This is a genomic window from Streptococcus atopicus (genome assembly GCF_049166725.1).
GTDB classification, from domain to species: domain Bacteria; phylum Bacillota; class Bacilli; order Lactobacillales; family Streptococcaceae; genus Streptococcus; species Streptococcus hominis.
Map to the genome: position 1 here is coordinate 14,080 of NZ_JBMHFC010000001.1, position 20,880 is coordinate 34,959.

Annotated in this window: 19 protein-coding genes; 18 read left to right on the forward strand and 1 reads right to left on the reverse strand. The window is 39.0% G+C overall.

The annotated features are described in order from the left end of the window. The first annotated feature begins 68 nt into the window (after window positions 1–68). Window positions 69–1,238 carry an MFS transporter gene (locus ACOMA9_RS00070; protein WP_330945000.1) on the forward strand — a complete coding sequence of 390 codons (1,170 nt, stop codon included), beginning with the start codon at window positions 69–71 and terminating at the stop codon, window positions 1,236–1,238. 221 nt (window positions 1,239–1,459) lie between these two features. Here the strand turns inward: ACOMA9_RS00070 and ACOMA9_RS00075 are convergent, their stop codons facing one another. Next, window positions 1,460–1,873, reverse strand: coding sequence for a hypothetical protein (locus ACOMA9_RS00075; RefSeq protein WP_330945001.1), 414 nt, complete (start codon window positions 1,871–1,873; stop codon window positions 1,460–1,462). 150 nt (window positions 1,874–2,023) lie between these two features. Here ACOMA9_RS00075 and ACOMA9_RS00080 point away from each other — a divergent pair, with 150 nt between their 5' ends. From ACOMA9_RS00080 to ACOMA9_RS00160, 17 genes are all read left to right on the forward strand, one after another. Then, entirely contained in the window at window positions 2,024–3,460 is a 1,437-nt protein-coding gene (locus tag ACOMA9_RS00080) for a 6-phospho-beta-glucosidase (protein WP_247905687.1), read from the forward strand. A 13-nt stretch (window positions 3,461–3,473) separates the two neighbouring features. Beyond that, complete coding sequence (locus tag ACOMA9_RS00085) at window positions 3,474–3,713, forward strand: hypothetical protein (RefSeq protein ID WP_151379860.1); 240 nt, start codon at window positions 3,474–3,476, stop codon at window positions 3,711–3,713. Between the two features lie 67 nt (window positions 3,714–3,780). Further along, entirely contained in the window at window positions 3,781–4,020 is a 240-nt protein-coding gene (locus ACOMA9_RS00090; protein WP_151379861.1) for a SemiSWEET transporter, read from the forward strand. 114 nt (window positions 4,021–4,134) lie between these two features. Next, on the forward strand, window positions 4,135–4,449 hold the full coding sequence (locus ACOMA9_RS00095) for a PTS cellobiose transporter subunit IIB (protein ID WP_049513735.1): 315 nt from the start codon (window positions 4,135–4,137) through the stop codon (window positions 4,447–4,449). Between the two features lie 60 nt (window positions 4,450–4,509). Continuing rightward, the gene (locus tag ACOMA9_RS00100; RefSeq protein WP_151379862.1) at window positions 4,510–6,501 is read left to right on the forward strand and encodes a BglG family transcription antiterminator; all 1,992 of its coding nucleotides are present in this window, start codon (window positions 4,510–4,512) and stop codon (window positions 6,499–6,501) included. A 12-nt stretch (window positions 6,502–6,513) separates the two neighbouring features. Further along, the gene (locus ACOMA9_RS00105) at window positions 6,514–6,831 is read left to right on the forward strand and encodes a PTS cellobiose transporter subunit IIA (RefSeq protein WP_151379863.1); all 318 of its coding nucleotides are present in this window, start codon (window positions 6,514–6,516) and stop codon (window positions 6,829–6,831) included. Window positions 6,832–6,854: 23 nt separating this feature from the next. Further along, window positions 6,855–7,361, forward strand: a complete 507-nt coding sequence (locus tag ACOMA9_RS00110) for a hypothetical protein (protein ID WP_151379864.1) — start codon at window positions 6,855–6,857, stop codon at window positions 7,359–7,361. Window positions 7,362–7,400: 39 nt separating this feature from the next. Continuing rightward, the gene (gene celB, locus ACOMA9_RS00115) at window positions 7,401–8,744 is read left to right on the forward strand and encodes a PTS cellobiose transporter subunit IIC (protein ID WP_421424293.1); all 1,344 of its coding nucleotides are present in this window, start codon (window positions 7,401–7,403) and stop codon (window positions 8,742–8,744) included. Window positions 8,745–8,832: 88 nt separating this feature from the next. Further along, complete coding sequence (locus ACOMA9_RS00120; RefSeq protein ID WP_421424295.1) at window positions 8,833–9,858, forward strand: competence protein CoiA; 1,026 nt, start codon at window positions 8,833–8,835, stop codon at window positions 9,856–9,858. Next, a complete protein-coding gene (pepF, locus tag ACOMA9_RS00125; RefSeq protein WP_330945005.1) occupies window positions 9,810–11,612 on the forward strand; it encodes an oligoendopeptidase F in 1,803 nt (600 codons plus the stop codon). Before ACOMA9_RS00120 ends, pepF begins: the two co-directional genes overlap by 49 nt. Window position 11,613: 1 nt before the next feature. Beyond that, the gene (locus ACOMA9_RS00130) at window positions 11,614–12,297 is read left to right on the forward strand and encodes an O-methyltransferase (RefSeq protein WP_330945006.1); all 684 of its coding nucleotides are present in this window, start codon (window positions 11,614–11,616) and stop codon (window positions 12,295–12,297) included. Between the two features lie 106 nt (window positions 12,298–12,403). Beyond that, a complete protein-coding gene (prsA, locus tag ACOMA9_RS00135; protein WP_270736327.1) occupies window positions 12,404–13,342 on the forward strand; it encodes a peptidylprolyl isomerase PrsA in 939 nt (312 codons plus the stop codon). A gap of 137 nt (window positions 13,343–13,479) precedes the next feature. Continuing rightward, the gene (locus ACOMA9_RS00140) at window positions 13,480–14,049 is read left to right on the forward strand and encodes an LURP-one-related/scramblase family protein (protein WP_330945007.1); all 570 of its coding nucleotides are present in this window, start codon (window positions 13,480–13,482) and stop codon (window positions 14,047–14,049) included. Window positions 14,050–14,103: 54 nt separating this feature from the next. Continuing rightward, window positions 14,104–16,722, forward strand: a complete 2,619-nt coding sequence (gene alaS, locus ACOMA9_RS00145) for an alanine--tRNA ligase (protein ID WP_421424298.1) — start codon at window positions 14,104–14,106, stop codon at window positions 16,720–16,722. A 454-nt stretch (window positions 16,723–17,176) separates the two neighbouring features. Beyond that, window positions 17,177–18,511: an SPFH domain-containing protein gene (locus ACOMA9_RS00150; RefSeq protein WP_151379867.1), complete on the forward strand. Its 1,335-nt coding sequence runs from the start codon at window positions 17,177–17,179 to the stop codon at window positions 18,509–18,511. A gap of 49 nt (window positions 18,512–18,560) precedes the next feature. After that, the gene (locus tag ACOMA9_RS00155) at window positions 18,561–19,646 is read left to right on the forward strand and encodes a TFIIB-type zinc ribbon-containing protein (RefSeq protein ID WP_059220544.1); all 1,086 of its coding nucleotides are present in this window, start codon (window positions 18,561–18,563) and stop codon (window positions 19,644–19,646) included. 17 nt (window positions 19,647–19,663) lie between these two features. Beyond that, complete coding sequence (locus ACOMA9_RS00160; protein ID WP_151379868.1) at window positions 19,664–20,842, forward strand: TPM domain-containing protein; 1,179 nt, start codon at window positions 19,664–19,666, stop codon at window positions 20,840–20,842. Window positions 20,843–20,880 lie beyond the last annotated feature (38 nt).

A 20,880-nucleotide genomic window follows, 5' to 3' on the forward strand; every position in this document is an offset into this window, starting at 1 on the left:
GCAGAATAGAAAGCTCGATTGATTTATCCAATCGGGCTTTGTCACCTTTTTAGGGAGAAGGAAAAATCATGTTTAGGAAATTTCAAAATAGCTATTTTGCTTATTTTTTGATGTATAATTTTTATTTTTTATCGTATTCGCTTTTTTCGACTTTAATTTCAGTTTATATGCTGGATAAGGGCTATTCAGCTAGCCAGGTTTCGCTGGTTGTTTCCGCCTCGTTCTTTTCTTCAATGATTGTGCAGCCTATTATAGGTGTTTTAAATGATATGATTGGTATTAAAAAAGTAACCATTTATAGTTTCCTTCTGATTATTGTGGGGGCAATCTTTTTTATGCAAGCCAATAATCTTTTACTGCTGACGATTTGGTATAGTGCTGTTTTAATGTTGGTAAATGGTGTTAACCCTGTTATGGATGTGCTGGCGGCTCAAAGTCCTTATACTTATGGGAAAATCCGTATCTGGGGTACTTTTGGTTATGCAATGGGTTCGCAATTGGCAGGCTTGATTTATAAATTCATCTCTCCTCAAGCGATTTTCATTGTGTTTATCGGCATGATGTGTGTGAGCATTCTTGGAGTGCTAGGGATTGATCCGAAACACGATCAACCTCGCAAAAAGACTAAACAAACGAAAAATGATTCCTATATTGGACAGATTTTTAAAAATAAAACATATTTGTTTTACCTCGTTATTGTAGCGCTCTATTCTGGAGTGGGAAATACAGGGCATACTTATATTCCTTCTATGTTAGAGCACAGCGGTTTAAGTGTCAATATGGCAACAACTGTGGTAGCTATTTCTGTGATTTGTGAGTCGCCCTTGATTTTCTTTTCTTATCTTTTTATGGATAAGATTCCAATTAAAAAATTGCTCTACATTCCTTTGGGAATTTTGCTTTTACAGTATGCAATTTATGGGTTGGATTTGGGGCTTACCTCCAAGATTCTCTTGACTTTGATGTCCAAGCACGCCACAGGCATGTTGCTGATTATGGTGACTTTGAAGATTGTTGCTAACTTAGTAGATGAGAAATATCTGGTGACAGCCATTGCACTTGTTCAAACAGCGCGAAATTTGGGAACCATTCTGATTCAGAATATTGCAGGCGATTTGATAGACCAGTCTGGCTATGAAATGATGAGCTTTTTCTTAGCTGGTGTAATGTTTCTAGTGTTTGTTTTAGCTTTCTTTTTGAAAGTACCAAACAAGTCAAATCAGAAATTATTCGGCTAAGACAAGAGGAGTATAAAAAAGCCAGACGAAAACCTCCAGTTTCATAGCATATTGTATAATAAAGCAATGACGAATTAGTTGCCGGATAAGGCTCATGAAGCGAGTCTTAACGTTGTTTGCGTCATTCCCCACCTTGACAGTCTGAGAGATTAATAAGTAACTTTACGGGTGAGACAGAATTAAAAATTTTCAAATTTTAGTTCTGTTTTACTCTTTTTATTTTACTCGTTTGTTTTTTTCCTAAATAGAAAGAGGCACACACAGGCAATCAGGCTGATACATCCATAAACGGCTAAAAACGAAAGTGCAATATTAAAAGGCTTAATACCAAGTAGAAAAAGTCCTGTTTTTAAAACACCGTCTATAAAACCAGCAAAGATAAAAGTAGAAACTTTCTTTTTCTGAAAGAAAAGAGGTAAGCTAAAAGGAAAAGTAAAGAGGGAGAGAGAAAGCGGGCGTGAATCAATGGGCAAAAAGTATACTAAAAAGGCTATTATCGAACAAGTTATAGCAATAATAGGTATATAACTCAAAGATTTTTTGTAAACATTGAAGAAATTTGTAATCATAGCTGAATGAGACGCCCTTTCTTGGATAGAGAAACATGATGTAGATTTTATATTCTTTTTCTTCATTATAGAAATAAATGAGTAGAAAAGCAGGCACTTTCACAAACTTTGAATCTATTTCTATCATTTTTCCGCATTGCTGTGGCAAAAATATGAATTTTAAAAGCGTTTTCTTAGGAGTATAATAAAAATATCAAAATCAGGAGGATTTTAGACATGTCAACATTTAAAGACGGATTTCTCTGGGGCGGAGCAGTTGCAGCTCATCAACTGGAAGGTGGTTGGCAAGAAGGTGGCAAGGGCATTAGTGTGGCTGATGTGATGACAGCAGCTCGCCACGGGGTTCCGCGTGAAATTACGGCAGGAGTGTTGCCGGGCAAATATTACCCAAATCATGAAGCAATTGATTTTTATCATCGTTATAAGGGGGACATTGCTCTGTTTGCGGAAATGGGCTTCAAGTGCTTCCGAACTTCTATCGCTTGGACGCGGATTTTTCCTAAGGGAGACGAAGGAGAGCCCAACGAAGCCGGTCTGCAGTTCTACGATGATCTTTTTGATGAATGCCTCAAATATGGGATTGAACCGGTCATTACTCTATCTCACTTTGAAATGCCTTATCATTTGGTAACCGAGTATGGTGGTTGGAAGAACCGCAAGGTTATTGATTTCTTCGTCCGCTTTGCAGAAGTCGTCTTCAAGCGCTATAAGGACAAGGTCAAATACTGGATGACCTTCAATGAAATCAACAATCAAGCTAACTACCAAGAAGATTTTGCTCCTTTCACCAATTCCGGGATTGTCTACAAAGAAGGAGATGACCGGGAGGCCATCATGTATCAGGCAGCTCACTACGAATTGGTGGCTTCTGCACGAGCAGTTAAAATCGGTCATGAAATCAATCCCGACTTCCAAATTGGCTGTATGATTGCCATGTGTCCGATTTATCCAGCTACTTGCAATCCTAAGGATGTCCTCATGGCTATGAAAGCCATGCAAAAGCGTTATTATTTTGCAGATGTCCATGTTTTCGGTCTCTATCCAGAACATATTCTTAAATATTGGGAAAGAAAAGGTATAAAGGTTGATTTTACCGAGCAGGATCAGGAAGATTTGCTGGCTGGAACTGTTGATTACATCGGCTTTAGCTACTATATGTCCTTTGCTATTGATTCCCACCGGGAAAACAATCCCTACTTTGACTATGTGGAAACCGAGGACCTGGTCAAGAATACTTATGTTCAGGCTTCAGAATGGGACTGGCAGATTGACCCAGAAGGTCTGCGCTATGCTCTCAACTGGTTCACCGATCATTATCACCTGCCGCTCTTTATCGTAGAAAATGGTTTTGGTGCCATTGACAAAGTGGAAGCAGACGGTATGGTGCATGATGATTACCGGATTGACTATTTGGACGCCCATATACGGGAAATGAAAAAGGCTGTGGTAGAAGACGGGGTTGACCTCATGGGTTATACACCTTGGGGCTGTATCGACTTGGTGTCTGCAGGTACCGGTGAAATGCGCAAACGTTACGGTTTCATCTATGTAGACAAGGACGATGAGGAAAATGGAACCTATGAGCGTTCGCCTAAGAAATCTTTTGCTTGGTATAAGGAAGTGATAGCTTCAAATGGAGCAGCAGTAGACTAAATCGGAGATTATCATGAGTAAAAGAATAACCTATGTCATCAAATTTTCTAAAGGAGTCGCTGTGCCAGACTTGGCTGCCAATCCAGCTATCACCCAGCATTTAACCATTAAGTTGAAAAATGCAGACGGTTTTGTCGTAGACAGTGACATCAATGATGTGAAGATTCAAGAGTTGATAATGTCTGCTTACGGTTTGGAAAAGAAAGATATTCTGGTTTTATCCAAATTTCCGGGGCTGACAAATCTTTTTTAGACTGCGTAGATAATAAAAGAGCGAGGTTAGATTTTCCTAGCCTCGTTTTTATGAAAGGGGAACATATATGATTGGAAGTATAGCAGCGATATTAACTACTTTTGCCTTTTTACCGCAGGTCATTAAAGTCATCAAAACCAAAGACACAGAGTCTATTGCGCTTTGCATGTATCTGATGCAAGTTGTTGGTATTGCTTTGTGGCTGTTCCATGGTCTGGTGATTGACGATCTGCCTTTGATTATGGCAAATGGTGTTTCCTTAGTCTTATCAGGGACTATTCTCTACTATAAACTGAAATACAAGTAAAAGCAAAAGGGAAATTTTTCCGTTTCACTACGGAAAAAAATGAGATGGATATTGTAATCGTTTTCATCTATAATGAGTTTATAAAATAAATTTTATTTATAAGGAGAAAATCTTATGGCTAAAGCATTGATTATCTGTGCAGCAGGTATGTCATCTTCTTTGATGGCAAAGAAAACAACGGAATTTTTAAAGGGTAAGGGGCATGATATTGAAGTAGATGCTGTTAGTGCGACAGAAGGCGGCAAAGCGATTGCTGCTGCCGAATATGACCTCTATCTCATCAGCCCGCAAACAAAGATGTATTTTAAACAATTTGAAGAAGCAGGTGCAAAGGTTGGAAAGCCTATTGTACAAATTCCACCACAAGCTTATATTCCAATTCCAATGGGAATTGAAAAAATGGCAAATCTCATCTTGGAAAAGATTTAAAGTTTCAGCGCAAAAAAGGATAAAATAGTTCTTACAGACAGATGTGGAAGGAGAACTGTATTGCTACATCAGAAAGAAAAATTGATTCTGCAATCCTTATTGGAGAACAAAAATCACTATATGACGAGTAAGGAGTTAGCCAGTCAGCTGTCTTGCTCTGATCGTACGATAAGAACTTATCTGAAATCCTTGATGGACTGGAATCCTCATGAAACAGGCTGGAAAATTATTGCTAAGCAAGGTTATGGCTATAAATTAGAATTGCAAGATAAAGCCCTTTGTCAAGATTTTATACAGGCTGAACTATTGACCGAGGTAAATGCTGCTAAGACTGAAAATATAGAAGATCGTTACAATTACATTTTAAACAAATTGCTTTTTGAGCAAGAGAAGCTTTATTTTGACAACTTGGCAGAAGAATTATTTGTCAGTCGGTCAACTTTGTCAGCGGATTTTAAGAAAATCAGAAAAGACTTGGCAAAGTATGACTTACAAATCGAAAGTAAAGCCAATCGAGGTGTTTATGTAAAGGGAAGTGAGCGCAACAAGCGTCGATTTATCATGGATTATTTTTTCCGTGATAATTTCTTTCAAAGTTTGCATAATTACATCACGATTGAAGTTCCTGGTCGGCAAATCAGTTTAGAAGAATTGACGATTATTGTGCTAGATGAATGCCGCGAAAGTTACTTAAAGTTGTCAGATTTTGTCATTCAAAACTTGGTGATTCACATCGCTCTTTCTTTTAAACGAATTGCAGAAGGTTTTCAAATCAATCAAATTGAAAATTGGAATCAAGAAAATTATCTGGCAGAGCGAAAAATTGCGGAGAAAATTTTATATAGAGTGTATCTGGCAACAGGACTGGAATTTCCAAAGGAGGAAGTGGACTATATCACCTTGCACTTGATTTCTAAAGCTTCTTGCCAAGATAATCAATATGCAAAGAAGGATATAAACCAAGAAATCCGCAGGCAGTTACTAGAAGCATTAGAGCAGGTCGAGCATGTCAAGGATTATCAATTTCAACATGACTTCCAGTTAGTTGAGGGAGTTGTCACGCATTTAGTTACCTTACTTGTACGTTTGCAAAATCATGTAGTGCTGGAAAATCCTCTTTTAAAGGACATTCAGCAGCAGTACTCATCTGTTTTAGCGATGACAAGAGAGCTCTTGCAGGCCATGCCAATTTTTTCTAAGGAAAACTTGTCTGATGATGAAGTTTCCTACATCGCCCTGCATTTCATGGCTGCCTTGGAGCGGTTAAAGGAAAAGCAAAAGTTTAATATCTTGGTGATTTGTGCAACGGGCTACGGATCAGCACAAATGCTGAAAAATCGCATTGATAATGAGCTGGGTAACTTAGTCCACATTGTGGATGTAATTGGCTATTATGAGTTGAGTGATGAACGTCTGAAAAATATTGATTTTATCATTTCATCTATTGATTTATCCAATCTGGTCTTCAGTGTTCCTGTTTTTACAGTCAGCATCTTTTTAAATTCAGAAGAGCTAAAAGAGATAAAACATAAAATGGCTCAGCTGAAACCTGTAGAAAGTTCTTTGATATCAGAAACAGCAGTAATGGTGGATCAAAATGAAGAAAAAATCTTTGATGACTATTTCTCCTCCGCTTGTTTTGTTCTTACTCAAGATGCGACAAAAGAGGTCATCTTACAAGAGTTACTGATCCAAATGGGACAAGGTGAAGAGCAGGATTTTGTTTCTTGTATGCAGGATTTAATGGAGCAGCGTGAAAAAATGAGTTCGGTTATTTTCTCAGAGCAAATCGCGGTGCCGCATCCGATTAAACCGATTGCTAAACATCATAAAATCGGTGTCGCTATTGTAAAAAACGGTCTTCAGTGGAATGAAGAAAATCCTCATATTCGGCTCATCTTTCTTCCATCGCCAGCTATCTATGGGAATGAAGGAATGGCGACGTTGACATCTAAGATTGTGGATTTGTTAGAGCAGCCTGACTTGCAAAAACAGATCTTGGATTGTCAGTCATTTGCAGAGTTTAAACAGTTATTTTTAAAAATAAAGTAAAGGAGATTGTCTATGAATCAGGAAGAATTACAGGTGGCCGCTTTTGAAATTATCTTGCACAGTGGTTCATCAAGGACAACGGTTCACGAAGCCTTCGCTGATATGCGCGAAGGGCATTATGATGAAGCTGCTGAAAAGTTAGAAGCTGCCAATGCAGAGCTATTGGAAGCACATCATGCACAAACAAACTTGCTGCAAGAATACGCAAGTGGAACAGAAATCAAAATTGAAATCATTATGGTTCATGCTCAGGACCACTTGATGACAACTATGACACTGCGTGAAGTGGCACTTGAAATGCTTAGCCTTTATCGGAAGGTTGAAAAGTAAAAGAAGAGGTGGGAGGAGTAGATATGACTGAAAAAGAAAAACAAGAATTGGAAGCTAGACGAAAAGAAGCAGCAATTAAAAATATGTACTATACACGCTACTTTTCAGTTCGTTATGCAACAGCCTTTTTCTTCTTTGCTAATCTGTATTGGATGCTCATGTTGTATCTTTCTAATGCTGGCTTAGTTTTGCTGTTGCCTTTGTTGCTAACGATTCTTGCAGCGTTAGCAATGTGGGAACAAACACGAATGTACACCGTTCATCAAAAAGAAGCGACATTAACGCAGTTCTTTTACAATGTTTCTGCTTTAGCAAATATTTTGCTACTGCTGCTTGTTTTTGCGGGACAGTATCATTTTCTCTTTCCATTTTTTTCGATTAGTACAACCACTGTAACCGTTTTAACGGTTGTACTTTCATTGGGGCTACTTTTAGCCATTCTCATGCTAAGAAAATTAAGTCGAATTCATCACCATACAGACAAGCAATATAAGCGCATTCAAGAATATATTGCAACTGTTCAACGTTAGTTTAGAAACCATATTTCAAACATCATAGGAGGATATATTATGAATAAATTGTTTGAATTTCTAGAAAAGTACCTCATGGGACCAATGGGGAAAGTCTCTACTTGGCGTCCTGTTCGTGCTATTGTTGCTGCCGGGATGGCCAGTATTCCCTTTACAATCGTAGGGTCTGCCTTCTTGGTTCTTAGTGTTATACCGCAGGCCTTTAATCTTCAATTTATTGTGGATTTGTGGGCAAATTCATTTGATAAGATTCAAGCTCTCTACTTGCTAGCTTATAAGTGTACAATGGGGATTTTGTCTCTCTACTTTGCCATTGTTATTGGATATGAATACACAAAAATTTATGTCGAAGAAGAGGGGCTCAATCTCAATCCACTCAATGGTGGTCTGTTAGCGGTATTTGCTTACTTTTTGACTATTCCTGAATTGACTTATTCAAAAGGAATGATTTCAGCCGTGACAGGAAAAACAACAATTGGTGGCTGGACTGTTGGCGGAGATAGTTTGACACGTCTGTCTACATCAGGTATGTTTACTGCGATTCTGATGTCCATTCTCGCTGTACAACTATATCGCCTTTGTGTGAAGAAGAATTGGGTCATCAAGATGCCCGAAGCTGTTCCAGAAGGAGTTGCTCGTTCATTTACAGCTCTCATTCCAGGATTTGTCATTGCATTTGCAGTACTTGTCATTAACGGTATCTTTATCCTATTTGGTACGGATATTTATAAAGTTATTGCAATTCCGTTTGCCTTTGTTAGTCATATCACTAACACATGGCTAGGTATTGTTGTGATTTACTTATTGGTTCATGCTCTTTGGATTGTCGGTATTCATGGTGCGAATATCGTTATGGGACTGGTTAATCCAATTTTGCTTGCTAATATGGCACAAAACGTTGACGGCAAATTCATTGCCTATGCAGGTGAATTTACCAACTCTTATGTAACGATCGGTGGTTCTGGTGCGACTTTACTGCTTTGCTTCTACATCGCTTTCCGTGCAAAATCAGATCAGCAGCGCATGCTGGGCAAAGCTTCAATGGGGCCAGCTATTTTCAACATCAACGAACCCCTTATCTTTGGTCTACCAATTGTGTATAATCCAATGTTAACCATTCCGTTTATTTTGGCTCCAATCGTCTCTGCTTCCATTGGTTACTGGTCTGTTCAACTTGGACTAGCTGGTAAAGCGATTGCCCAAACACCATGGCCAACACCTATTGGTATTGGAGCTTACGTTGGTTCAGGTGGTAATATTGGTGCCTTTGTAGTTGCACTTATCTGTGCTCTGGCTGCCTTTGTCATTTGGTATCCATTTATTAAGATGTATGATACTAAGTTGTACAAAGAAGAAATGAATAGTGCTGAAGCGATTCAATAAATTTGTTTCCCCTTATAAAAGATTTGAGAAACTTTTTCGGAAGTTTCTCTTTTTTGCGAATAATTTAAGTAAAAGGGGAAAATAATCTATGTTAATGGCTTGTCAGGAAAACGGAAAAATGCTAAATGCTGTGGAAGATAGGGTAAATCCGCTGGATAGATTTTTCTGTCCGGCTTGTCAGGAAGCAGTGCGATTTAAGAATGGCAAGGTGATGCGACCGCATTTTGCTCATATTTCCTTGAAAAACTGCCATTTTTCTACGGAAAATGAAAGTGCAGAACACCTAAATCTGAAAGCTGCTTTGTTTACTTGGGCTAGAAAGTCTAGTCATGCGATTCAAGTGGAAGCTTATTTACCAGAATTGCAGCAAATCGCAGATTTGTTAGTTGAAAAACAAATTGCACTTGAAGTTCAATGCAGTTCGCTTAGTCAAAAACGCTTAAAAGAGCGTACGGACAGTTATCGTCAGTATGGCTATCGCGTTCTTTGGCTCTTGGGAAAGAAACTTTGGCTGAAAAATGCCTTGACCAATTTGCAAAAGGATTTTCTCTATTTTAGTCAAAATATGGGCTTTCATCTGTGGGAATTGGACGAACAAAAACAGCTTTTGAGGCTTAAATACTTGATTCATGAAGATTTGCATGGCAAGGCGCAGTATAAGGAAAAAATTTTTACTTTTGGCAAAGGAAATCTTTTAGACATCTTTCGTCAGCCATTCTGCAAGCAGGAGATGACGAGTTTTCTGGCAAAAGAAGATAAAAATATTTGCCGTTATGTGCGTCAGCAGCTCTACTATCAGCAGCCCAAATGGATGAAATTGCAAGCAGAATTGTACCAAGCGGGTGATAATTTATTAACCAAAACAGCTAATGACTTTTATCCGCAGGTTCAACCTGTTCGTTCCAGCTCTTTCTGCCAGATTTTTCAAGATCTCACACCTTATTACCAGCAATTTTCAGCTTATTATGAAAAAAATAAAAATCTCCAAATTCTCTATCCCCCAGCTTTTTATGCAAAGATTTTTGGCAATATTTATGATAGAATAGGAAGGACGGAGGAAATTTTATGGCAAAACAAAGAAATGAAATTGAAGAAAAATACACTTGGGACCTAACAACGATTTTCCCAACAGATGAAGCTTTTGAGGCAGAGTTAAGTCAAGTTTCAAAAGAATTAAAAGAAGCCAGCAGCTTAGCAGGTCATCTTTTGGATTCGGCTGATAGCCTTTTAAAAACAACAGAAATCCAATTGGACTTAATGCGTCGCATAGAAAAGCTCTATTCCTATGCTCACATGAAAAATGACCAAGATACGCGCGTGGCAAAATACCAAGAATACCAAGCCAAGGGTATGGCTATTTATAGTGAATTCGGACAGGCATTTTCTTTCTATGAACCAGAATTTATGGCAATCACAGACGAGCAATATCAGACTTTCTTAGCTGAAAAGCCCGAATTGCAAATCTATCAGCACTTTTTTGATAAGCTACTGCAAAAGAAACCTCACATCCTTTCTCAACGTGAGGAAGAATTGTTGGCAGGAGCTAGTGAAATTTTTAGTGCTGCGGGTGATACTTTTGGAATCTTGGATAATGCCGATATTGTCTTTCCAACCGTACACGACGAAGAAGGAAATGAAGTGCAATTGACGCACGGAAATTACATCAGTCTAGTGGAGTCGAAAAATCGTACAGTCCGCAAGGAAGCTTATGAAGCGCTTTACAGCGTCTATGAGCAATACCAACACACTTATGCTAAGACACTCCAAACGAATGTTAAAGTTCATAATTACAATGCCAAAGTTCGTAGTTTTTCTTCTGCGCGTGAAGCTGCTTTGTTTGCTAACTTTATTCCAGAAAGTGTTTATGATAGCTTAGTGTCTGCGGTCAACAAACATTTGCCACTCTTACATCGCTATATTGCGCTACGTGCAAGGATTTTAGGCCTTTCTGATTTGAAAATGTACGACCTCTACACACCATTATCAGAAGCAGATTATAAATTTACTTATGAGGAAGCCTTGACGAAAGCAGAAGAAGTCTTAGCTATCCTTGGAGAAGATTATCTAGGTCGAGTAAAAGAAGCCTTTTCAGATCGTTGGATTGATGTTTATGAAAATCAAGGCAAGCGCTCTGGGGCTTATTCTGGTGGTTCTTACGATACCAATGCTTTTATGTTGCTCAACTGGCAAGATACGTTGGACAATCTTTTCACGCTGGTTCATGAAACAGGTCACAGCATGCATTCCAGCTACACTCGTGAAAATCAGCCGTACGTTTACGGAGATTATTCTATTTTCTTAGCTGAGATTGCTTCTACGACCAACGAAAATATCCTTACGGAGAAATTATTGGAAGAAGTAGATGACGATCAAACCCGCTTTGCGATTCTGAATCATTTCTTGGACGGTTTCCGTGGAACTGTTTTCCGCCAAACTCAATTTGCCGAGTTTGAACATGCCATTCACAAAGCTGACCAAGAAGGTCAAGTCTTGACGAGTGAATTTTTGAATGATTTGTACGCAGATTTGAATGAAAAATATTATGGTTTGACGAAAGAGGACAACCCACAAATTCAATACGAATGGGCACGGATTCCGCATTTCTACTATGATTACTATGTTTTCCAATACTCAACCGGTTTCTCAGCTGCTTCTGCCTTAGCTGATAAGATTGTTAACGGAACGCAAGAAGATAAAGAGAAGTATCTCAACTACTTGAAAGAAGGAAATTCTGATTATCCGCTAAATGTCATTAAAAAAGCTGGTGTAGATATGGAAAAAGAAGACTATCTCAATGCTGCCTTTGCAGTCTTTGAGCGTCGTCTTGATGAATTTGAAGCACTTGTAGAAAAGTTAGGATTGGCATAAAATGGTCGAATCCTATAGTAAAAATGCTAATCACAATATGCGTCGTCCCGTTGTCAAAAAAGAAATCCTCGATTTTATGCGGACACGGCAAAAACAAGTTTCGGGCTCTTTAAAAGAGCTCGAAACTTTTGCTCATGCAGAAAATATTCCCATTATTCCTCATGAAACAGTTGCCTATTTTCGTTTTCTATTAGAAACTTTACAGCCAGAAAAGATTTTGGAAATTGGAACAGCCATTGGCTTTTCAGCTCTTTTAATGGCAGAACATGCACCGCAGGCTCAAATTACAACGATTGATCGCAATCCAGAAATGATGGCTTTTGCTAAAGCGAACTTTGCTAAGTTTGATAAGCGCAAGCAAATTACATTGCTGGAAGGTGACGCAATGGATATTCTTCCTAGTTTGAAAGATTGCTATGACTTTGTCTTTATGGACTCTGCTAAGTCCAAATACGTTGTCTTTCTGCCGGAAGTTCTGAAGCGCCTTGCTTCAGGAGGAATTATCATCATAGATGATGTTTTTCAGGGTGGTGATATAGTGAAAGACATTAAGGAAGTGCGTCGAGGTCAACGAACGATTTATCGAGGGTTGCACCAATTATTTGATAAAACACTAGATCAACCTGACTTGACTGCAACTTTGTTGCCTCTTGGTGACGGTATTCTGATGATTAGAAAAGAATGAGATTCTTAATATTTTCCTAAACTTTCAAAGTTTTTAGGAAAATTTAAGATATTAAATCTATTTTATGGTACAATAAGAAAGTGAATTAAAAAAAGGAGTTTTCATAATGAAGAAAAAAATTCTAGCAGGAGCCATTACGCTTTTGTCAGTTGTAACATTAGCGGCGTGCTCGCAAGCTGGTGGTAAAGATATTATCACGATGAAAGGAAATACAATTACTGTCAATGATTTCTATGACAAAGTAAAAAATAATGCAGCTGCTCAACAAGTACTTCTCAATATGACCATTCAAGAAGTTTTTGAAAAGAGCTATGGTAAACATGTTACAGAAAAAGAAGTCAATGAAACGTTCAATAAGAGTAAGAGCACTTACGGAACTGCTTTCCAACAAGTATTGGCAAGAGCAGGATTGACGGAAGATACTTATCGTGAACAAATCAGAACCAATAAATTGGTCGAATATGCTGTCAAAAAAGCGGCTGAAAAAGAATTGACAGATGCAAACTATAAAAAAGCATACGAATCTTATACACCAGAAGTGACTGCTCAAATCATCAAAGTTGACAGTCAAGACAAGGCAAAGGAAGTGCTGGAGAAAGCCAAAGCTGAAGGTGCTGATTTCGGACAAATTGCTAAGGAAAATTCTACGGATACCAAGACCAAAGATAAGGGTGGCGAAGTGAAGTTTGACTCAGCTTCGACAGATATCCCAGATGCTGTTAAAAAAGCGGCTTTTGCCCTTGAAGCAAACGGTATTTCGGATGTTATCACCGTTAAATCATCAACTTATTCTTCAAGTTATTATATTGTGAAACTAAATAGTAAGTCTGAAAAATCAGCGAATTGGAAAGACTACAAGAAACAACTGAAAAATGTTATCTTGACACAAAAGCAAAATGATCGAACCTTTATCCAAAAAATTGTTGCCAAAGAATTACAAGCAGCCAATATTAAAGTGAAAGATCAAGCTTTCCAAAGTCTATTCTCACAATATGTCAAGTCAGATAGCAAATCAACATCTAGCTCGTCATCTTCATCAAAATAAGTTGACGAAAAGCTCATAAGTGAGTATAATAGGACTATTGAGAATTGATTTTTGACCTCTTAGCCCAGAGAATTGGCGGTGCTGCAAGCCATGTAAGAACGAAAATCATGCTACTCAAAGAAAAAATTGCATACATAATGAGAATGACAAGTTCATTGAATGAAGGTGGTACCGCGGTTTTTCGCCCTTCGTCTAGTGGACTTGTCTTTTTGCGAGGAACCGTTATGAAGACCTATCTTGTAAAACAAAAATTTCGCTTTGGTGGTGAGAAATTTGACATCAAAGATGATCGTGGGAATATTGATTATCAAGTGGAGGGGAGCTTTTTAAAAATCCCCAAAACTTTTACGATTTATGATGACAAGGGTGAAGTGGTCAGCCAAATTCAAAAGACTGTGCTAACAGTCTTACCTCAATTTGAAATTCAATTGCGCAATGGTTTGAGTTTTTATATCCGTAAAAAATTCAGTTTTTTACGAGATAAATATGAATTTGACAACTTAGGTCTGCGCATCGAGGGGAATATCTGGGATTTAGAATTTCGTCTGCTGGATGCGCAGGGACAAGTGATTGCAGAGATTTCAAAAGAACTCTTGCACCTGATGTCCACTTATCAAGTTGTAGTTTATGAAGATGCCTATGCGGATTTAGTGATTTCATTGTGTGTGGCTATTGACTATGTAGAAGCTCTTGAAAGTAGTTCTTAAAACTCACATGGGCAATAGAAAAATCAGTTAGAGAAATGTTTTAAGGAGAAGAAAATGAAACAATTATCAAGTGCTCAAGTACGCCAAATGTGGCTAGATTTTTGGGCTTCAAAAGGTCATGCTGTCGAACCGTCTGTTAGTCTAGTACCAGTCAATGACCCGACCCTACTCTGGATTAACTCTGGCGTAGCAACATTAAAGAAATATTTCGACGGGACCATTATTCCAGAAAATCCACGGATTACCAATGCGCAGAAAGCGATTCGGACGAATGACATTGAAAATGTCGGAAAAACAGCACGTCATCATACTATGTTTGAAATGCTGGGGAATTTTTCTATTGGTGATTATTTCCGTGATGAAGCGATTGAATGGGCTTTTGAGCTCCTGACTAGTCCTGAGTGGTTTGATTTTCCAAAAGACAAGCTCTACATGACTTACTATCCAGATGATCATGATTCTTATAATCGTTGGATTTCAGTTGGTGTCGATCCAAGTCATTTGATTCCAATTGAAGACAATTTCTGGGAAATTGGTGCAGGACCTTCTGGACCAGATACAGAAATCTTCTTTGACCGTGGGGAAGCATTTGACCCTGAACATCAAGGAATTCGTTTGCTTGCAGAAGATATTGAAAATGATCGTTATATTGAAATTTGGAATATTGTTTTGTCCCAATTCAATGCTGATCCAGCTGTTCCAAGAAGTGAATACAAGGAGCTGCCTCACAAAAATATTGATACGGGTGCAGGTCTAGAGCGTCTTGTAGCTGTTATTCAAGGGGCAAAAACTAATTTTGAAACAGACCTCTTTATGCCGATTATTCGTGAAGTAGAGAAGTTATCCGGTAAGACTTACAATCCAGACGGTGACAATATGAGCTTCAAGGTCATTGCAGACCATATCCGCTCTCTGTCATTTGCTATTGGCGATGGTGCGCTTCCAGGAAATGAAGGACGTGGTTATGTTTTGCGTCGCTTGCTCCGTCGTGCTTCTATGCATGGTCAAAAATTAGGGATCAATGAGCCTTTCCTTTATAAACTCGTTCCAACTGTTGGAAAGATTATGGAAAGCTATTATCCAGAAGTGCTTGAAAAGCAAGATTTTATCGAAAAAATCATCAAAAGTGAAGAAGAATCCTTTGCTCGCACGCTTCATTCAGGTCAACACTTTGCACAAAGCATTGTAGAAGAGTTAAAGGCAAAAGGACAGTCTGTTATTTCAGGAACGGATGTCTTTAAACTGTATGATACTTATGGTTTCCCAGTAGAGTTGACTGAAGAAATTGCCGAAGAAGCTGGTATGACAGTAGACCGCGAAGGCTTTGAAGTTGCTATGAAAGAACAGCAAGAACGCGCACGGGCTAGTGTTGTTAAAGGTGGATCTATGGGCATGCAAAATGAAACCTTGCAAAACATTACAGCTGAAAGCCACTTTAACTATGAAAAAGAGGCTTTATCTGCGAAGTTGGTTGCGATTGTGGCAGCTGACGAAGAAGTTGAAGAAGTTTCAACTGGGAAGGCTTACCTTGTTTTTTCAGAGACACCATTTTATGCTGAAATGGGGGGACAAGTGGCAGACCATGGACACATTTTTGACTCTGAAGGTCAACTCATTGCCCAAGTTGTAGATGTTCAAAAAGCCCCAAATGGACAACCGCTCCATACGGTAGAAGTGGTAGCACCACTCACGCTAAACCAAGAATATAAGCTTGAAATTGACCACAATCGTCGTCACCGTGTTATGAAAAATCACACAGCGACACACTTACTTCATGCGGCTCTTCACAATGTTTTAGGTAAACACGCAACGCAAGCAGGCTCTCTTAATGAAGTAGAATTTCTTCGCTTTGACTTCACTCATTTCCAAGCAGTTACAGCAGAAGAACTACGTCGCATTGAGCAAGAAGTCAATGAAAAAATCTGGGGAGCCATTGACATCAAAACGATTGAAACAGACATTGATACGGCTAAAGAAATGGGAGCAATGGCTCTCTTCGGTGAAAAATATGGCAAAGAAGTTCGTGTGGTGACAATTGGAGATTATTCTATTGAGCTGTGTGGTGGTACTCACATGAAGAATACTTCTGAAATTGGTCTTTTCAAGATTGTCAAGGAAGAAGGAATTGGCTCAGGAACTCGTCGTATCCTCGCTGTGACAAGCAAAGAAGCATTTGAAGCTTACCGTGAGGAAGAAGATGCTTTGAAAGATATCGCAACAACTTTGAAAGTTCCGCAAATGAAAGAAGTTTCGCGTAAAGTTGAGGCTTTGCAAGAACAACTTCGTCAATTGCAAAAAGAAAATGCTGAACTGAAAGAAAAAGCAGCAGCCGCTGCTTCAGGTGAAGTCTTCAAGAATGTTCAGAAAGCTAATGGACACAGCTTTATTGCCAGCCAAGTTTCTGTATCTGACGCAGGTGCTCTACGTACATTTGCAGACACTTGGAAACAAAAAGACTATTCAGATGTCCTTGTCCTTGTGGCAGCTATTGGTGAGAAAGTGAATGTCCTTGTAGCTAGCAAAACAAAAGATATTCACGCTGGCAATTTAATCAAGGAACTTGCTCCAATCGTAAATGGTCGTGGTGGTGGTAAACCAGATATGGCTATGGCTGGAGGAAGCAATCAAGCTGCTATTCAAGAATTACTTGCAGCTGTTCCTGAAAAATTATAATGTCATATTACTTTAAGCGAGATAGCAGCTCAGTATCTGCTCTACAAGGATTTCAAAAAATGAATTCTAAGAGAGTTGCATAAAAATCATACAAAAAACGAACAGTTTCGATATTCTGTTAGTCAGAACATCGGAATTATTCGTTTTTTTATTTGTACGATTAGGTTGTGGTGTTTTATAAAGATTTTTTGACTGAAAAAGATAGTTATTCCAATTTCCTTACGATTCACTTATATTTTTGATAGTTACAATTTTATAAAAATATGGTAAAATGGTTTTGAAGATAAAGCGCTTTCATACAGCTAATCGTGTTGCGATAAAAAGACAGATATTGCTAGTTAGCGTATGATTTTTTGTAAAAATTCACAAATTTATGACAAAGGAGATGATGTCGTTTAGTAGTACAGTTTAAGGTAGAGGAAACATGTTTTTTAAAGAGAGAAAGGAGATTCTTATGGGACTCATTAAAGCAGGAATTGGTGCCGTAGGCGGCGTATTGGCTGATCAATGGAAAGAATTCTTTTACTGTGATGCCATGGACAAGTCTGTCATGGTGGTCAAAGGACAAAAGCAAGTATCTGGACGTTCATCTAATACGAAGGGCAGCGACAACATTATTTCGAATGGTTCTGGAATTGCTGTTGCAGACGGTCAGTGTATGATGATTGTCGAGCAGGGAAAAATTGTTGAAGTCTGTGCCGAGCCTGGTCAATTCACTTATGACACGTCTAGCGAGCCTAGTATTTTTACAGGTAATTTAGGCAATTCCATTAAGGAAACTTTTAAACAAATTGGAAAACGTTTCACTTATGGTGGTGATACAGGCAAAGATCAACGTGTTTACTATTTCAATACAAAAGAGCTGATTGATAATAAGTTTGGCACACCAAACCCAATTCCATTTCGTGTGGTGGATTCAAAAATCGGCTTAGATGTAGATGTTTCTGTCCGTTGCTCTGGTGTTTATTCTTATAAGATTGCAGACCCACTTCTTTTCTATACCAATGTCTGTGGCAATGTGGAAAAAGAATATTTGCGTGAAGAGTTAGAATCACAACTGAAAACAGAATTTATCAGTGCTCTTCAACCAGCATTCGCTGCATTGTCTGATTTAGAATTGCGACCAAATCAAATTGTTAGCCATAATACAGAACTCGAAAATGCCATGAATGAAGCGCTCTCTAGCAAATGGGGAGAACTGCGTGGCTTGAAAGTCATTAGTGTAGCTCTTGGTTCAGTAACTCTTCCAGACGAAGATGCTGAAATGATTAAGCAGGCTCAACGTGTGGCTATTATGAAGGATCCAACCATGGCAGCGGCTACCTTAGTCGGTGCGCAAGCAGATGCTATGAAAGCAGCGGCTGAAAATCCAGGTGGTGCAATGACTGGCTTTATGGGAGTAGGAATGGCAGCGGGCGCAGGCGGTATGAATGCTCAAAATCTTTTTGCGATGGGACAAGAGCAGGCCGCTAGTCAGCAAACGCAAACAGCGAGTGCAGCCTCTCAAACCCAAACTACTACGGATAAATGGACTTGTCCAAATGGACATGAAGCTTCAGGTAAATTCTGTCCTGAATGCGGTTCACCAAAACCTGTGAGTGATAGCTGGACTTGTACTTGTGGGACTGTCAATAATGGTAAATTCTGTTCAAACTGTGGTCAACCGAAACCAGAAACCCGCCGTCAATACCGTTGCAGCAATTGTGGCTGGCAACCAGAAGATGCTTATAATCCACCTAAATTCTGCCCTGAATGTGGCAATGTTTTCGATGAAAATGACCTTGTTTAAAACTTTTCTAACTATCTCATAGCTCGATGACAGTAGAAAGGAGGTCATCATGGCTGATTTACAAGAATATAAATGTCCAAATTGTGGTGGTGCTCTTGAATTTAATAGTTCAATTCAGAAAATGAAGTGTCCTTATTGTGATTCTGAATTGGATATGTCAAGTTTGAAGGAATTGGATGAACAATTAAAAACCCAGACCGATGAAAATATGACTTGGAGTACGCAAGCTGGTGGTGAATGGGATACAGGCGAGATTGATCAACTGTCAGTTTATGTCTGTAAATCTTGTGGTGGTGAAATTGTTGCTGACGAGTCAACAGCAGCCACTTCCTGTCCATTCTGCGATAATCCTGTCGTTATGATGGGACGTTTTGCTGGTGATTTAAAGCCAGATTATGTGATTCCATTCAAATTAGATAAAAAGGCAGCAAAGGCGAGTCTGAATAAGCATCTCATGGGGAAACGTCTCTTGCCAAAAGTTTTTAAAGACCAAAATCATATTGATGAAGTAAAGGGGGTTTATGTTCCATTCTGGCTTTTTGACACAGAAGCAGATGCGGATGTTCATTATAAAGCAAGCAGGATTAGAACATGGAGTGATAGTGAGTATGACTATACCGAAACAAGCTATTTTTCAGTTATTCGTTCCGGTCAGTTAGCGTTTGAACATATCCCAGTAGACGGTTCAAGTAAATTGGATGATCAACTAATGGAATCCATTGAACCCTTTGATTTTTCAGAAGCTGTTGATTTTCAGACAGCTTACCTAGCAGGATACCTAGCAGATAAATATGATGTCGGAGCCGAGGAGAGCATTACTCATGCTAACAACCGTGTCAAGCAAAGCACGGAGGAAGCCTTTGAAGACACAGTTACGGGGTTTTCTACCGTTACCCCAGAATCTTCGAATATTCGCTTGATAAATGGTTCAACTAAGTATGTTCTCTATCCAGTTTGGCTCTTAAATACGACTTGGAAGGGCAAAAAATTTGTCTTTGCGATGAATGGTCAGACTGGTAAATTTGTCGGAGATTTGCCCTTAGACAAGCAAGCTTATAGACGTTGGCTAATCGGACTGGGCGTGGCGGCAAGTTTAGTTAGTTATGCGGCTGTATGGATGATTCACTTACTGTAAGAAGGGAGGATAAGATTATGTTGAAGAAATTCATAATTTTACTGACAACTCTTCTTCTCTCCTTTCTCATGATTGGGACTGTCTGTGCAGAAGAAACTAGCTATATTCGTGATGAAGTCTCAGCCTTTTCAAGCAAGGAAATAACAGAGATTAACAAAGCGGCTAAAGTTATTGAAGAACAATATCATTTTAAAGTTTACTTTTTGGCAGCAAAATCAGTAGGTGAAGGTGGTATTTTGGCCTATGCTGAAAAGGTTTATCAAGAATCTGCAGGCACAGCTGAAGGTATTCTCCTTGCTGTTGATAAAGAAAAAAATGAATGGATCCTATATTATGCTGGAAACGCTAAAGAAAAGCTAGGCGCAAAGAGTGATGACATACTTTGGCAAGCTTTTGATAGTGGGAAAAACAACTATAGTGGTGTTCGATATTATCTTAATAAGGTAGTCAAATTGCTAGATACATCAGCTAATAAATTACTTGTAGATGATGCTGATTTGCTGAAGCCAAAGCAAGAAAAAGCCCTGTTAGCAAAGCTCAAAGACATTAGTCAGCGCCAAAAATGCGATGTCGTTGTTGTGACCGTCAAGAGTCTGGAAGGAAAGAGCGCCCAAGACTTCGCAGATGACTACTTCGACTACAATGGCTACGGTCAAGGAAAAAATCACGATGGGGTGCTTTTCGTAGTCAGCATGGCAGATCGGAAGTGGCATATTTCAACGACAGGCTACGGCATTACTGCTTTTACAGATGCTGGCTTAAACTACCTGTCAAAGCAGTTCTTACCTGATTTAAAAGATGGTGACTACAATGCTGCTTTTACAACCTACGCTGAGCAGTGTGATGATTTCCTCACTCAAGCACGAAAGGGACAGCCTTATGATGTAAAAAATCTCCCTAAGGAGCCTTTAAGTTGGTACTGGATTCCTGGAGCATTGGCTATTGGCTTTGGTCTCGCCTTTCTCATCGTAACAGGAATGAAAGGTCAGCTCAAATCTGTTTATTATAAAACCGGAGCCGCTGATTATATCAAGAAAAATAGTCTCCAGATTACCAATGCTCAAGAATTCTTCCTCTACTCAAATGTAGATAAGAAAGCAAAACCGGAGCCTAGCAGCTCCAGTGATTCTGGGGGTAGTAGTACACATACATCTTCCTCAGACAGAAGTCACGGGGGTAGTGGCGGAAGTTTTTAGATGGATAATAGTGGAAGTTTAAAAAGGTCAGGATAGTT

Coding starts and splice junctions, on each gene's coding strand:
- ACOMA9_RS00070 (WP_330945000.1), top strand. CDS start 69: ATGTTTAGGAAATTTCAAAATAGCTATTTTGCTTATTTTTTGATGTAT.
- ACOMA9_RS00075 (WP_330945001.1), bottom strand. CDS start 1,873: ATGAAGAAAAAGAATATAAAATCTACATCATGTTTCTCTATCCAAGAA.
- ACOMA9_RS00080 (WP_247905687.1), top strand. CDS start 2,024: ATGTCAACATTTAAAGACGGATTTCTCTGGGGCGGAGCAGTTGCAGCT.
- ACOMA9_RS00085 (WP_151379860.1), top strand. CDS start 3,474: ATGAGTAAAAGAATAACCTATGTCATCAAATTTTCTAAAGGAGTCGCT.
- ACOMA9_RS00090 (WP_151379861.1), top strand. CDS start 3,781: ATGATTGGAAGTATAGCAGCGATATTAACTACTTTTGCCTTTTTACCG.
- ACOMA9_RS00095 (WP_049513735.1), top strand. CDS start 4,135: ATGGCTAAAGCATTGATTATCTGTGCAGCAGGTATGTCATCTTCTTTG.
- ACOMA9_RS00105 (WP_151379863.1), top strand. CDS start 6,514: ATGAATCAGGAAGAATTACAGGTGGCCGCTTTTGAAATTATCTTGCAC.
- ACOMA9_RS00110 (WP_151379864.1), top strand. CDS start 6,855: ATGACTGAAAAAGAAAAACAAGAATTGGAAGCTAGACGAAAAGAAGCA.
- celB (WP_421424293.1), top strand. CDS start 7,401: ATGAATAAATTGTTTGAATTTCTAGAAAAGTACCTCATGGGACCAATG.
- ACOMA9_RS00120 (WP_421424295.1), top strand. CDS start 8,833: ATGTTAATGGCTTGTCAGGAAAACGGAAAAATGCTAAATGCTGTGGAA.
- pepF (WP_330945005.1), top strand. CDS start 9,810: ATGGCAAAACAAAGAAATGAAATTGAAGAAAAATACACTTGGGACCTA.
- ACOMA9_RS00130 (WP_330945006.1), top strand. CDS start 11,614: ATGGTCGAATCCTATAGTAAAAATGCTAATCACAATATGCGTCGTCCC.
- prsA (WP_270736327.1), top strand. CDS start 12,404: ATGAAGAAAAAAATTCTAGCAGGAGCCATTACGCTTTTGTCAGTTGTA.
- ACOMA9_RS00140 (WP_330945007.1), top strand. CDS start 13,480: ATGAGAATGACAAGTTCATTGAATGAAGGTGGTACCGCGGTTTTTCGC.
- alaS (WP_421424298.1), top strand. CDS start 14,104: ATGAAACAATTATCAAGTGCTCAAGTACGCCAAATGTGGCTAGATTTT.
- ACOMA9_RS00150 (WP_151379867.1), top strand. CDS start 17,177: ATGGGACTCATTAAAGCAGGAATTGGTGCCGTAGGCGGCGTATTGGCT.
- ACOMA9_RS00155 (WP_059220544.1), top strand. CDS start 18,561: ATGGCTGATTTACAAGAATATAAATGTCCAAATTGTGGTGGTGCTCTT.
- ACOMA9_RS00160 (WP_151379868.1), top strand. CDS start 19,664: ATGTTGAAGAAATTCATAATTTTACTGACAACTCTTCTTCTCTCCTTT.